Origin of the sequence: Polaribacter sp. SA4-12, from assembly GCF_002163675.1 — a bacterium.
Lineage (GTDB): Bacteria > Bacteroidota > Bacteroidia > Flavobacteriales > Flavobacteriaceae > Polaribacter.
Genome location: NZ_CP019334.1, coordinates 795162 through 810401, shown reverse-complemented (window position 1 = coordinate 810401; position 15240 = coordinate 795162). Strand labels below are relative to the sequence as shown.

Below are 15240 nucleotides of genomic sequence, written 5' to 3'. Positions count from 1 at the left end.
TTCTTTTATTGAAAATTCAAGCTCATTTTTTCCTTTTTGAGCATCATTTTTTCCTTTTCAAATGATTTTAATTTTCTAGCTGCGAAATTATAGTTTTATTTACTGTATTGAATAAAAAACAGTGCTTTTTAAGTATTATTAGTAGTTTCATAAAAAAAGATTATAATTATTGTAAATTACATGTAATTGTATAAGGAAAATTACGACAACCATTTAACTATCATTAACTAAAACCAAATTAAGATGAAAAAACATTACTTTTTAAAATTTTTATTATTGTTAATTCCAGTTTCAGCATTTTTATTAATGTCAAGTGCTAGTGGAAGAGATGGAAATACTACAGGTTCTCCTGGTGATGGAGGAAATACATGTACTCAATGTCATAGTGGTGGTAATTTTGGATTAACTCCTAGTATTACTACAAATATCCCTGTTGATGGTTATGAGTTGAATAAAACATATACAATAAATGTAAACTCAACATCATCATCATCAAAATTAGGTTTTCAATTGACCGCAGAAAATAATTCGAAAAGTAAAATTGGTAGTTTTACAGAAGGTTCTGGATCTAGAGTTAGTGGTCAAAGAATTACACAATTATCTCCATCTTCTAGCGGTAATTGGTCTTTTACATGGACATCACCCGCTACAAATGAAGGAGAAGTTACTTTTTATACTGCAGTAAATGCGACAAATGGTGATGGAATGACTTCTGGAGATCAAGTTGTAACAGCAAGTACATCTGCTCAAGTATTAGGTATTTCAGAAGCAAAACGTTTAAAATTTGATGTGTTTCCAAACCCAGCAACAGAAAGTTTAACAATACAATTGCCTTCTGGATCAGAAAAAGCAACGGTTCAGTTTTATGATTATGTTGGTAGATTAGCCTTATCAAAAACAATTTCTACAGTTGATAATAATATTGATGTGTATAGTTTAAGTAAAGGTGTTTATATCTTAAAAGTATTAACTGATGATAAAATAGGAAGTCAGAAGTTCATCAAAAAATAATCTTTTATTATTCAAATTGATAAAAATCGGTTGTAATTATTACAATCGGTTTTTTTTGTGCTCATTTTAAAGTAAATTTGTATTACTTCAAAAAAGAAAAAATGAATTATATTCTATTTGATGGAGATGTTAGAAACGCTCTATTACCATTTACATATACAAAACCAGTTGCAGACATAAGAATAGGGATTTTAACCATTAGAGAAAAATGGGAAAATCATTTAGGTTTAACGACAACAACCGTTACTGAGGAATATTTAGAAGAAAAATATCCGATGGTAGAAATGGAAGAAAATATTTTGATAAACGCTTCTTTTTGTCCTACTGAAAGCTTGGTTGATAAAATCAAAGAATTATCAAAAAATGAAGCTATTTTTAAAGGGGAAGATGTAATTGCATTTTATACTTCAGATTCTCAAGAAGAAGTAAATTTTGATGAATACAAACAAATTGAATTTGAAGAAGCTATTTTACAAGTAAAAAATACTTGGGATATATTCTCTTTAAATGCAGAAGCGATTCAACAAGATTTCGATTTAATTACAGAAGGAAGAACATCTCAACCAATACCAGAAGGAACTCGTTGTATTAATAAAGAGAATATCTTTATTGAAGAAGGTGCAGAAATTACTTTTGCAACTTTAAATGCATCCGAAGGTCCAATTTATATTGGTAAAGACGCTGTTATTTTAGAAAACTCTGCTGTAAAAGGTCCATTTGCAATGTGTGAACATTCAGTGCTAAAAATGGGAGCTAAAATTTATGGAGGAACAACATTAGGTCCTTATTGTAAAGTAGGAGGTGAGGTTAGTAATTCCGTTTTATTTGGGTATTCGAGTAAAGGTCACGATGGTTATTTAGGGAATTCGGTTTTAGGAGAATGGTGTAATTTAGGTGCGGATACAAACAATTCTAATCTTAAAAATAATTACGCAGAAGTAAAACTGTGGAATTATGAAACTGGTCGTTTTGCAAAAACAGGATTACAATTTTGTGGTTTAATGATGGGAGATCATTCTAAATGTGGAATAAATACCATGTTTAATACAGGAACAGTAGTTGGTGTAAGTGCTAATCTTTTTGGAAGCGGATTTCCAAGAAACTTTGTTCCCTCTTTTAGTTGGGGAGGAGCATCAGGATTTACAGAATACAAAACCAATAAAGTTTTTGAGGTTGCAGAAGTTGTAATGAAACGTAGAGACATTGTTTTTGATGAAAAAGAACAAAAAATCTTAGAACACGTTTTTGAAGAAACGAAAAAATATAGAAATTATTAAATCAGTTTAGATTTTTCATCGTTCGTTTCTCTCTCTGATGAAATGACAATTTTTGTGAAATCATCATTTCATTTTTTGATTGAAAAAAGAACAATTTAATTAATACGGATCAACATCAGTAATAAATCTGATTGGTCTAAAATCTTTAACAACTTCAAAAGTATCTTTTATCTTTTGAAGTTGTTTTTTTGTGTTTGCTAAACTCTGTTTTGGCGGAATCTTAATCACAATATTCTTAATATATTGATTTCTAATTCTAGAAACTGCAGGAGCAGTCGGACCTAAAACATGTTCTCCAAAAGAGTTTTCCAATGCTTTTGCTAACCAATTAACACCACTATCAACTTTGTTATAATCTTTGTGTTTTAGTGTTATTTTAATCAATCTATAATAAGGAGGATATTTATATTGCCAACGTTCTTGCAACTGTTCTTTATACATTTCTACATAATTTGTAGTAGAAACTTGTTGTAATATTTGATGATGAGGATTAAAGGTTTGTATGGCAACATTTCCTTGTTTTTTACTTCTACCAGCTCTACCAGAAACTTGTACCATCATATCATACGCACGTTCATGTGCTCTAAAATCGGGGAAATTAAGCATCGAATCTGCACTTAAAACACCAACTAAAGAAACATTTTCAAAATCTAACCCTTTAGATAACATTTGTGTTCCTACTAAAACATCAATTTCTTTTGCTTCAAAAGCGCCAATTATTTTCTGATATCCATATTTACCACGCGTTGTATCTAAATCCATTCTTCCGATTTTAAAATCGGGAAAAAGTTCTTTTAATTCCAACTCAATTTGTTCTGTTCCAAAACCTTTATTATCTAAAGTATTGCTTCCACAAGCGCCACAACTATTTGGCATTGCTCTTTGATAATTACAATAATGACAACGTAATTCGTGTCTAAATTTATGAAACGTTAAACTCACATCACAATTAGGACATTGAGGCGAAACTCCACAGGTTTTACACTCTACAACTGGTGAAAACCCACGTCTATTTTGAAATAAGATTACTTGTTCTTTTAAATCTAAAGCTTCTTGAATCAATTTTAGCAATCTATCAGAAAAATGACCTTTCATTTCCTTTTTCCGTTGCTTTTCTTTAACATCTATCAATTCAATTGTTGGCAATTGCACATTTCCATGACGTCTATTTAATTCAACAAAACCATATTTGTTTTGTTGCGCATTAAAATAAGTTTCTAAAGATGGAGTGGCAGATCCTAACAAGATTTTTGCTTTATGAATTTTTGCTAAAACAATAGCAGAATCACGAGCATTGTATCGTGGTGAAGGTTCAAATTGCTTGTAAGAAGTTTCATGCTCTTCATCTACAACAATTAATCCTAGATTAGAAAACGGTAAAAATATGGAAGAACGAGCTCCTAAAATGATTCTCGCTTTTGGTTTATTCTCTAAAACGTTATTCCAAACTTCTACACGTTCATTCATTGAGTATTTTGAATGAAAAACAGAAATCTGCTCCCCAAAATAAAACTGTAAACGTGTAATAATTTGCGTTGTTAAAGCAATTTCTGGTAACAAGAATAAAACTTGTTTTCCTTCATCTAAAACTTCCTGAATTAACTTTGTATATACTTCTGTTTTACCAGAACTTGTAATTCCGTGTAAAAGCGTAACATCTTTTTCTTTAAAGGTTTCTTTGATCTCTAGAAGTGCTTTTTCTTGAAACTCATTTAGTACTTTTAAATCATTTGTATCTCCTTTATATTGAATTCTGTCTGTTTGAATATGATAAAATTCAAAGATATTTTTATCGACTAACGATTTTAAAATGGTGGATGAAACAGCAGCTTTTTCTTCTAATTCTTTCGATTTTATTGGTTTCTTAGAAGTTGATAACTGAAAAAATCCTAAAACGGCTTCACGTTGTTTTTTTGCTCTAGATAATTCTTCTAGTAATTTACCTAAAGAATCATCAGAAGAATAATCAGCATGTAAACGAACATATTTTACCAACTTGGGTTTGTATTGCTCGTAAATTTCTTCTTTAATTGTAATTGCAGATTTTTTAATCAATCCATTTACAATTGGCATTACTTTTTTCTTTCCTAAAATATCTGCAACTTGATGAATCGTTAACTGAGATTGATGTTGTAACGCTTCAAAAATTAAGAACTCATCATCAGCTAAAATGTCATCTTCCGTAAACGTTTCATTTTTATTAATAATTGTTTCACTTTCTAACAAAAAAGCAGAAGGTAAAGAAGCTCTATAAACATCACCTAAAGAACAGATGTAATAATCAGAAATCCATTGCCAATGTTGTAATTGCCTCTCATTTACCAAAGGTGTTTCATCTAAAATCTGATGAATTTCTTTAGCTTCATATAGCGTCGGTTTTGTTTGATGAATATTTAGAACCAATGCAGAATACATTTTTGATTTTCCGAAAGAAACTGCAACACGCATTCCTTTCTGTAGAAAATTAGCTTCTTCTTCTGTAACAGAATACGTAAATGTTTTCTGAATAGGAATTGGTAATATGACGTCTATATAATGTAACAAATAAAATTATTTTATGTTTTTTATTCCGACAATAGCAGGGATCTCATCATAAAAAGAAGATTTCACCATTGCTTAAAAAAGCTTATTTCGATATGTATGTAAAGATTCAAAATTACATAAAATTCACTACAATGTATTCAGAAATTTATAAACAATATTTTCTGTAAAATGAGTTTCATAAAAAACATATTTAGTCACCTTTTTCATTCAGACTTAAAGACGATAGAAAAAAAATAGTATTACTATAATTGATTTTGATGCAAAGAAAGTTCAAGTAATAAGGATGTCTAAAAGAAATGATGAATCTTTTAAAATTACTAATTGGTTTTTATAGTAGGAAATTCTATTCAGAAAAATAACATTATTTGTGAACTTGAAAGTGATATAATAACTATAAAATATGAAAACTTTGTTTCTGGAAAGCTTGTGGAAATTACCAATAAAAATGAAATATTACTTCATATTCCTTTAGATTTTAGTCATTCTGTTTCTGTAGAAAAAGAAGAAGTAATGTACTATGTTTGAATAGATTTTTAGTCGAATTTTAAAAAAGCCAATTACTGAATTCAGTTTAACTGGAGTTTTTTTATGCTTTTTTATGAATGAGTCCATTTCTATGATAAGAACATTTTCCTTTTTAATAAATGGCTTTTCTTGTAAAATGGTTGCTTTTTAAGGTTAATTTATCGACATAAATAACTAATTTTACTCAATAGAATTATAAGTAATAAACTCTTGAAATATTTAATAGCTTCTCTATATAATTTGAAAAAACAAAATGTTTAGACACCAAGGTAAGAGCCGAACTTTAAAACATAATTTGCAAATTGCTACCGTTTTATCTTTTGTAGCAGGTATTGTTAATGTTACTGGTTTTTTAGCTTTTAAACAGTTAACAACAAATGTTACAGGGCATTTTGCATTATTTATGAGTGATGTTGCTGAATTCAAATTTTGGAAAGGCACCATTTATTTCCTTTATATATTCTCTTTTCTTTTTGGTTCATTTTTATCAAGTTACCTTATAGAAAAGTATAAAGAAAACAAACGACTTAATGTATTTGTAATACCTACAATAATTGAATGTATTATCTTAATTTCAATTGGGGTTTTAAGTAATATTATTGAAATAGAATTTCCTAACTTAATTGTCTGTTTACTACTTGTTGCCATGGGAATTCAGAATTCTTTTGTAACAAAAATTTCAAATGCTATTGTAAGAACGACACATTTAACAGGTCTTTTTACCGATTTAGGTATTGATATTTCTCATTTATTATTCCCTAAGTTACTTGAGCAAAGAGATAAGCTTAAGGAAAATATTAAACTTCGACTTTATATTATTTCCTTCTTCTTTGTAGGTGGTTTAGTTGGGGTTATTTTTTATTCTAATTTTCAATTAAAATTAAATACTTTAATTTTTGCAGCATTAATTCTTCTTCTAAGTTTATTCTATGATGATTTTAGATATTCACTTATAAAAACTAAAAGAAAATACAAACAAAGAAATCTGTAAAAAAAAGTTAATTTAATCGATGAAATAGGTGGTGTACATTTGATAATTTAAAGATAAGTACTGCTAGTTTTTTTTAATAAAATGATACATTTAATTCTCTTTTTTTTTAATTAATACATGTGTTTTTAACGTTTTAATTCTTAACTTGTTATACTCATTTAGTTGTCTCTAAGTTTTAAAAAAAGAGCTTAGTTATTTCGAATTATATTATTATATCTGTGTTAACGCTGGCAAACATTAAGTGCACGTAATACTATGTTAAAAATAAGACCTCTTAATAATTTATCTGTTCATTTAGACCATTTAATAAAAGGTCGCTTATGGCTTAAAGTTATTATTGGTTTAATTTTAGGTGCTGTTTTAGGGATGTTTCTAAATCCATCTGCAGGATTCGTTTCAGAGAGTTTTAGTTTGTCATTAGCGAATTGGTTAGACTTACCAGGTCAAGTATTTATGAGACTTGTACAAATGATTATGATTCCTTTGATATTTGCTTCTATAATTTCAGGAATTGTAGGTAACTCATCAGATAATCTTAAAACCTTTGGCTTAAAACTGTTGTTATATTTTGTTTTTACAACTGCTGTTTCTATCATTATTGGTTTAACTGTAACGCTAATTATGAAACCGGGAGAATATATTTTTAAACTCGGTGGATTTCCTAATAATAGTGGAGAAATTTCTGTTGCTAAAGAAGTTCCTAATCTTATGGAAAACATTCCTGATACTATTTCTAATCTTATTCCGAATAACCCACTAGAATCTATTTTAACAGGAGAAATGTTGGGCGTTGTAATTTTTACAATTATTATAGGTGTTGCCATTACGCAGTTAAATAATAAAACAGCAAAACCCATTATTCGCTTTACAGAAGCAGTACAAAAAATTTGTATGATTGTAGTTTCTTGGGCAATGATTCTTATTCCTTATGCGGTTTTTGGTTTAATGGCGGCTTTATTATCTAGAACAGGTTTAGATATATTTTTAGGCTTGGGCTATTATATGCTTGTCGTAATTATTGGTTTATTATTATTGATTTCTTTTTATTTATTGATGGTACTCTTAGTTGTGAAAAAAAATCCTCTAAAATTTTTACAAGCGATAAAAGAACCTCAATTGTTGGCGTTTTCAACTGCAAGTTCTGCAGCAGTGATGCCAATTTCAATGAAAACTGCGGATGAAAAATTAGGAGTTTCCTCTAACATTAGTGATTTTGTGATTCCTATTGGAGCAACTATTAATATGGATGGAACGGCATTGTTTCAGTGTGTTACTACTATTTTTATGGCACAAGCTTACGGAATTGAATTATCTCTTATCAATTTAGTATTAATCACTTTTACAGTAGTTGCAGCTTCTATTGGAACACCTGCTATTCCTGGAGGTGGTGTTATTATTCTAGCATCCGTATTACAAGGTGCAGGAATTCCTATTGATGGTTTAATTGTAATTGTTGGTATAGATCGTATTTTAGGAATGTTTAGAACAGCTGTTAATGTTACTGGAGATTTAGTTGCTTGTATGATTTTTAATAAGTTTTACGGTGTTGTTTCAAATGTAAAAACATTTGCTAAAAAAGTATCTAAAACTTAGCGAATCACTTTTAATATTCCCTTTATTATAAACAAAAAACAGGTATTTACACGCTTGTCTTACTTATTAAACATATCTAAGTTTGTTAATAATTCAAATAAGTTCTCAAAACGAAACTATTTAAGAATTCATATTTTAACAAATCTAAAAATGAAAAGACAGTATCTACAGCTAATTATTTTTGGTTTTCTATTCATTTTTTCTTGTAAAGAAAAAGTGAAACAAGAAACAAAAAAGGAAAACCACAAAGCGATTGTAACACCAGAAAAACCATTTGTTTTTGGAATCGATATTTCTCATTTTAATAATAATGAAGTTGATTTACTCGTAAAAAGAAAAGATAGTTTACAGTTTGTAATTTGTAAAGCCACAGAAGGAGTAACGTATACCGATCCAAAATTTATGATGAATTGGCGAGATATAAAAGAAAAGGGTTTTATAAGAGGTGCTTATCATTTTTACAGAACTCAAGATGATCCTTTGGTACAAGCTAACTTCTTTTTAAACGCGATTAGTGATATTACAACAAACGATATTCCGCCAATAGTAGATTTTGAGCAAGGAGGAATTGATACCTCTCAATCTGCTGAAACCATACAGAAAAACCTTTTAATCTTTATAAAAGAGATTGAAAAAAAGGGAAACGTAACGCCAATAATATATACGAGTCTTAATTGTGGAAACACTTATTTAAACAATTCCGTTTTTAGTAAATACCCACTTTGGATTGCTGATTATAATGGCAAACAAAAACCAGATATACCAAATAATTGGAAAACCCAAAGTTATTTAATTTGGCAAAAAACAGACAATTATAAAATTGTGAATGCTACAGATGATGCTGATCTATTTAATGGTGATATTACAAAGTTTAAAACATTTATAAAGAATAGTTATCACAGATAAAAATTGATTTTAAAATTTACGGTTATTCTAATCGTTAGAAAATAAATCTCTAATTTCTGAATTAAATTCAGTTTAATTGGAGGTTTTTATGAGTATAAGACAACATTTATTTTTTAACGCAGCTTTTTTGATGAAATTTAAAGCTTTAATTTTCTATTATAATTCATTTAAAAGAGTTTAAAACTTTGAAAAACAGGTATAATTACTTGTAGATTTTTTGCTTCAAAAAAACTAACTTCGATTATAAGTCATTAAAACGACATCATAATCTTCTTAAGTTGGGTTTAATACAGAACATCTAATTAAAATTAAAAACTTCAGTGTTTTAAGAATAAAAAAAGAAGTAACTTACGGAATTCAAAAAGATGAATATGAAAAGAATTTTAGTTTTATTATTAATTATAGGGTCGGTGTCGTTTGTTACTGCTCAAGAAACATTAGATATATTAACCGTATCAGGTCATTTTGGTACACCACAACCTTTTAAAGACCAATCTCCTTATACTGGAGAAACAACTGAAAGAGGAGCTATGGTTAACTTGACTGTTCCAATTGTTTTGAATGAAAAACAGATTTGGTATAACAGTCTTAATTATATGCAGTGGAATGTAAATAATAATATAGATATGACTGATAATATAGCTAACCCAATAAAAGTACATGGACTTATTTTAAGAACTGGATTGATTCAGAAACTTTCAAACGGAAATTCTATTCAAGCATTTTTTACACCTAGGTTAATGAGTGATTTTAAAAATATAGGTTCTAAACACTTTCAATTTGGTGGTACATTTATTTATGAAAAAGTGTTTCACGAGAGATTGAAAATTGGTTATGGAATCTTGTATAACCAAGAAGCATTTGGTCCTAATATAGTTCCTTTGGTGAACCTAGAATGGAAAATGTCTGAAAGATGGTCTATGTCAGGTTTACTTCCAATTTATTCTAAAATCAAATACAAAGTAAACGAAAAGTTAAATGTAGGAATACATCATTTCGGATTGGTAACTTCATATCGTTTAGGAGAAGAAGCTTATCAGAATGACTATATAGAAAGAAGAAGTATTGATTTAGGTTTGTTCGCTAGATATAATATTTCAGGTGGAATTCATATAGAAGGTAGATATGGATATTCTTTTGGAAGAAGTTACGCTCAATATAATCAAGATGACAAAATTGATTTAGCTTTGCCACTTGCAACAATTGGAGACGATAGAACTCAGCTAAACGAAAGCTCTAATTTTAGTAATGGAGCATATGCACACGTAAGATTAGTTTACGCAATTAAATTATAAATTGATTTTTTATAGATTGTTTTCCTATTATAAAATTTACTATTTCAAATTAAAAAGACTAAACCCAACATTTTGTATTATTAATTGCTGCAGAATTCCCTATCGGAAATTCATTCTAATAAATTATCTTTCCACAACGACGGAAAGTACATCGCACTTTTAACCGCAAAAAAATATACACAAAAACGTTCGCGAAAAAAAAACTAAGCAAACAAGTTTAGCCCTGATTGAAACGGAATCCTTTTTTTAACTTAATTAATAAGTGTCATTACGAATGAAGTAATCTGTATTTGGATAAAAAGATTGCTTCGTAAACTCGCAATGACATTTAAGAATAGAAAAAAAAGATATAGTGAAAAGCAGGAAACCTGCCTGCCGCAGGCAAGTAGCTTCAAAAAAAATTTAATAAAGCGCGTAAGCAATTTCTTCTTCAGCAACTACTGGAAATAATTTTTCAGCTTCTGCTAAATCGAGAATTGTATCTACTTCGTACCAAGGTTTTTCATCGAAAGAAACCGCTGTAAATTCTAAACTTTTTTCATCTACTAATGCAGAAAAAACAGTTTCATAATAAGCGTTTACGCTTCCTTCTGTAATGTATTGATTCAGTTTTTTAGCAATTGTTCTCCAAGATTCTAATGAAAAACTATAAATATTTACGGTTTTATAACGCGTTTCTGTATACGGTTCTATAGTACCTGGTTGAAACTGGGTAACCTTGTTTTGGCTATTTAAAGTTACGGTGGTTCCGTTCAACCAAGGTTGCATTTTAGCGACAGCAATTCTGTCTGGATACATCATATCTGTTAGCAAATCGGTTTCTAAAACTAAATCGCTTTCTAAGAGTACAAAAGGTTCGTTTATGATGTTACGAGCCATCCAAAGTGAATAAATATTATTGGTGGTTTTGTATAACGGACTGTGTATATATTCGATACTTAAACCTTCATTTTGGTTGCCTAAAAAATCTACAATACATTCTTGTTTATAACCTGTTACAATTACCAAACGTGTAAAACCTTGGTCTTTTAAATTGGTTACCAAACGCGCTAACATTGATGTTTCATTAACGAGTGTTAAGCATTTTGGCGATTCTTTTGTTAATGGATATAAACGACTACCTGTACCTGCTGCTAATAATAATGCGGTTGTAATGCGTTTGTTGTTCTTAGGGTTTTCTGAAGTACTATTCATTTATTGTTGATTTCTTCACATTAAAAAAAATAGAAAAGCGTTGTTATAAACCTTTCCTTTTAATGAGGAGATATGTAATCTATTTTATTGGGATTTAAATAAAAGTATGAGATCTGTTACAATGATAATTGATGTATCAAATTCTAAAATAAGTTTGCAAATTTACGCTCTTAACAGCCTATTGACAAGAGTTATTTAGCTTAATTATTGTTTATGATATTGATGAATAAATACCTGTTTTAGTGAAAAATAGTTGTTTAATGTATATATTACTTGATAGTTTCTAACTAACTAGCCTTTAATATTGGGCATTTTAAATACTTCTTATTATATTTTATTATAATTGAGTTTGATCGAATAATTAATGAAAGTAAAAATGAGCTAATTTTAGAGCTTTAATAATATTTAAAAAATGAAAAAACATTTCTTTTTTTTATTTACTGTAGTCTTTACAATTACATCTTGTACCGATACATCCAAAAAAAATAGCATAGTTGGTGTTTACCAAAGTTCAAAATTAAATTTTATAGAAAAAATAAAATATAACACCTATAAGGATATTAAAGGCTTAAAATTAATTTTAAAAAAAGACAGTAGTTTTCACTATGAAACTTGTGGTTTATTAATAAAAGGAGGGTGGAATACTAAAAATGATAGCTTAAGGTTAAATGTGAGCGATATAAAATTTGTGAATGATTCCATTAACAAAATTAAAAAACCTGAGACTAGAAAAGATTTTTTAGTTTATAAGATGGAAGGAAATTCCTTTTTTGGTTTTGTAAATGACACCAATGGATTTAGAATTAATAAACTTAAACGAAACGAATAAAAAGACAACAGTTTATGTTTGTTGAAATAGGTTTATTTATTTGATATTTAGTTGATTATAAGTGGTTTTTTGAAATTACCTATTTCTAGGTATTGACTAAATTATGTAGTTGAAATATATTTGAATCATAATTTAAAACCAACTATCATGAAAAAAACAAAAATTTTACTGTTGTCAATTTTAACGATTATTTAAATATCATTTTTAAGTTGTGAAGAACTTTTTGGAGAAGAGGAGGAAAGTGCTGTAGATTCTATTTCTTGTACTGGATATGTAGGACCTAGTAATATTGATAAACAATATGATTATCAATGTCAGGCTGCTTACGCTTATAAATGTAACGGTGACGCAGAAGCATTAAAACAACAATGTGCTTATTACAAGCAATTGCAGCAACAATTAAATTTACCAGATTGTGATTATTGTGACTAAATAAAAAAAGCCTCTCAATATTGAGAGGCTTTTTAAATTATGCTAATTTCTTAGCATTTTTTACTTTTTGCTTTGTCAGCGCTAATTCTATTACTTCTTTCATATCTGTAACATAATGAAAAGTCATGCCTTTTAAATAGCTTTCTTTTATTTCTAAAATGTCTTTTTCATTTTCTTTACACAGAATGATTTCTTTAATATTTGCTCTTTTAGCAGCTAATATTTTTTCTTTAATTCCACCAACTGGTAACACTTTTCCACGTAAAGTAATTTCACCCGTCATTGCTAACTTGTTTTTAACTTTACGTTGTGTAAAAGAAGATACTAAAGAGGTTAACATTGTAATACCAGCACTTGGTCCGTCTTTTGGAGTTGCTCCTTCTGGTACGTGAATATGTACATTGTACTTTTCTAAAGTTTCTGGTTTAATACCAAATTCTTCAGCATTCGATTTAATGAATTGTAGTGCAATGGTTGCAGATTCTTTCATTACAGTTCCTAAATTACCAGTAATAGAAAGTGTTCCTTTTCCTTTTGATAAAATAGATTCTATAAATAAAATATCTCCACCAACTTGTGTCCAAGCTAAACCTGTAACAACACCAGCAACATCATTATTTTCGTATTTATCTCTGTTTCTTGGCGTTCCTAAAATTTCTTCTATTTTTTCTGAAGAAATATTAATATCATATTCTTCTTCTAAAGCAATAGATTTTGCTGCGAAACGTACCACTTTTGCAATTTTCTTTTCTAAACCACGAACTCCAGATTCACGCGTATACCCTTCAACAATTTGTTCTAATTGTTTTTTACCTAACTTTAAATGCTTCACAGTTAAACCGTGTTCTTTTAATTGTTTTGGTAATAAATGTCTTTTAGCAATTTCTATTTTTTCTTCAATTGTATAACCAGAAACGTTTATAATTTCCATTCTATCGCGTAATGCCCAAGGAATCTCTCCTAAATTGTTAGCTGTTGCAATAAAAAGAACTTTTGATAAATCGTAACCAACTTCTAAATAGTTGTCGTAAAAGGCTTCGTTTTGTTCAGGATCTAAAACTTCTAACATTGCAGAAGAAGGATCTCCTTGATGACTTTGACCTAATTTATCAATTTCATCTAAAACAAAAACTGGGTTTGAAGTTCCGGCTTTTTTCAAATTCTGAATTAAACGCCCTGGCATTGCACCAATATACGTTTTTCTGTGTCCTCTAATTTCAGCTTCATCACGCAAACCACCTAAAGACATACGTACATATTTACGTCCTAATGCTTCTGCAACAGATTTCCCTAAAGATGTTTTACCAACTCCTGGAGGTCCGTATAAACAGATAATTGGCGATTTCATATCTCCTCTTAACTTTAAAACGGCTAAGTGTTCTATAATTCTTTCCTTCACTTTTTCTAAACCAAAGTGATCTCTATCTAAAACCTTTGTAGCAAATTTTAGGTCGAATTTATCTTCAGAGTAAATTCCCCAAGGTAATTCTAATAACAATTCTAAATAGCTTCTCTGAACACCATATTCAGCAGCTTGTGGATTCATTCTTTTTAAGCGGTTAATTTCTTTTTCGAAAGTTTCACCAACTTCTTTACCCCACTTTTTAGTTTTTGCTTGTACACGCATTTCCTCTAACTCTTCGTCGTTAGAAGCGCCACCCAATTCTTCTTGAATGGTTTTTAATTGCTGGTGTAAATAATATTCACGTTGTTGTTGGTCTAAATCTTCACGAGTTTTAGACTGAATATCATTACGTAATTGTAATTTCTGAAGTTCTTTATTCAAGCTTTTTAAAGCTAATAAAGCACGTTCTTTTAGATTATTTGTCTCTAAAATTATTTGTTTTTGAGCAACTGTTAAATCCATATTTGATGAAATAAAATTCACCAAAAACGAATCTGACTTTATATTTTTAATCGCAAAAGATGCTTCAGTAGGTAACATAGGGTTTTCCTTAATTACTTCTAAAGCTTGTTCTTTAATCGATTCTATAATTGCTTCAAATTCTTTTTTATCATCAACGTCTTTATCATCAATAGCTTCTTTTACAGATGCTTTTAAATACGGTTCATCTTGAATAATTGTATCAATTTCGAAACGTTTTTTACCTTGAATAATAACTGTTGTGTTACCATCAGGCATTTTTAAAACACGTAAAATTTGTGCAACAACTCCTGTTGTATGAATATCTTTTAAACCAGGTTTTTCAACATCCTCGTTTTTTTGTGCAACAACTCCAATTACTTTATCGCCTTTGTTAGCGTCTTTTATTAATTGAATAGAAGCATCTCTACCTGCTGTAATAGGAATTACAACTCCAGGAAATAAAACGGTATTTCTTAAAGGTAAAATTGGTAAAACTTCTGGTACACTTTCCTTATTAATAATTTCCTCATCTTCTGGCGTCATTAAAGGAATTAATTCAGAATCTTCATTTAACATATTTTGAAGCGACAAATTGTCTAAATGCATTATTTTTGGTTTGCTCATGTGTTTATATCTGTCATACTGACACCGATTTATTTTAACTACAAAATAAATGTCAATGTTATAATTTTAATTTACTGATAATCAGTTAAGTGAAAAACACTTTACTTAATTACTAATATATAAAAACAATTGTTGTGCCAAGGTTATAATGC

General features: G+C 29.0%; 11 protein-coding genes. 8 read left to right on the top strand and 3 right to left on the bottom strand.

The annotated features are described in order from the left end of the window. The first annotated feature begins 243 nt into the window (after positions 1-243). Both BTO07_RS03670 and BTO07_RS03665 read left to right on the top strand, forming a co-directional pair. Positions 244-1011: a choice-of-anchor V domain-containing protein gene (locus BTO07_RS03670; RefSeq protein WP_087519941.1), complete on the top strand. Its 768-nt coding sequence runs from the start codon at positions 244-246 to the stop codon at positions 1009-1011. A 101-nt stretch (positions 1012-1112) separates the two neighbouring features. Beyond that, positions 1113-2288: a GlmU family protein gene (locus BTO07_RS03665; RefSeq protein ID WP_087519940.1), complete on the top strand. Its 1176-nt coding sequence runs from the start codon at positions 1113-1115 to the stop codon at positions 2286-2288. 99 nt (positions 2289-2387) lie between these two features. Here BTO07_RS03665 and priA read toward each other — a convergent pair whose 3' ends face one another. Then, positions 2388-4832 carry a replication restart helicase PriA gene (gene priA, locus BTO07_RS03660; RefSeq protein ID WP_198342504.1) on the bottom strand — a complete coding sequence of 815 codons (2445 nt, stop codon included), beginning with the start codon at positions 4830-4832 and terminating at the stop codon, positions 2388-2390. 321 nt (positions 4833-5153) lie between these two features. On the opposite strand from priA, the gene BTO07_RS03655 reads away from it, so the two are divergent. From BTO07_RS03655 to BTO07_RS03635, 5 genes are all read left to right on the top strand, one after another. Beyond that, on the top strand, positions 5154-5357 hold the full coding sequence (locus BTO07_RS03655) for a hypothetical protein (RefSeq protein ID WP_087519939.1): 204 nt from the start codon (positions 5154-5156) through the stop codon (positions 5355-5357). A 253-nt stretch (positions 5358-5610) separates the two neighbouring features. Continuing rightward, a complete protein-coding gene (locus BTO07_RS03650) occupies positions 5611-6348 on the top strand; it encodes a YoaK family protein (RefSeq protein ID WP_087519938.1) in 738 nt (245 codons plus the stop codon). Between the two features lie 255 nt (positions 6349-6603). Next, positions 6604-7941 carry a dicarboxylate/amino acid:cation symporter gene (locus BTO07_RS03645; RefSeq protein ID WP_087519937.1) on the top strand — a complete coding sequence of 446 codons (1338 nt, stop codon included), beginning with the start codon at positions 6604-6606 and terminating at the stop codon, positions 7939-7941. A 150-nt stretch (positions 7942-8091) separates the two neighbouring features. Then, entirely contained in the window at positions 8092-8847 is a 756-nt protein-coding gene (locus tag BTO07_RS03640) for a GH25 family lysozyme (RefSeq protein WP_087519936.1), read from the top strand. A gap of 371 nt (positions 8848-9218) precedes the next feature. Continuing rightward, entirely contained in the window at positions 9219-10142 is a 924-nt protein-coding gene (locus tag BTO07_RS03635; RefSeq protein WP_087519935.1) for a DUF6268 family outer membrane beta-barrel protein, read from the top strand. Positions 10143-10544: 402 nt separating this feature from the next. Here the strand turns inward: BTO07_RS03635 and BTO07_RS03630 are convergent, their stop codons facing one another. After that, positions 10545-11336, bottom strand: a complete 792-nt coding sequence (locus tag BTO07_RS03630) for a phosphocholine cytidylyltransferase family protein (RefSeq protein WP_087519934.1) — start codon at positions 11334-11336, stop codon at positions 10545-10547. A gap of 412 nt (positions 11337-11748) precedes the next feature. On the opposite strand from BTO07_RS03630, the gene BTO07_RS03625 reads away from it, so the two are divergent. Beyond that, positions 11749-12165 carry a hypothetical protein gene (locus tag BTO07_RS03625; RefSeq protein ID WP_087519933.1) on the top strand — a complete coding sequence of 139 codons (417 nt, stop codon included), beginning with the start codon at positions 11749-11751 and terminating at the stop codon, positions 12163-12165. A 469-nt stretch (positions 12166-12634) separates the two neighbouring features. Here the strand turns inward: BTO07_RS03625 and lon are convergent, their stop codons facing one another. Beyond that, positions 12635-15088, bottom strand: a complete 2454-nt coding sequence (gene lon, locus BTO07_RS03620; RefSeq protein ID WP_087519932.1) for an endopeptidase La — start codon at positions 15086-15088, stop codon at positions 12635-12637. Positions 15089-15240 lie beyond the last annotated feature (152 nt).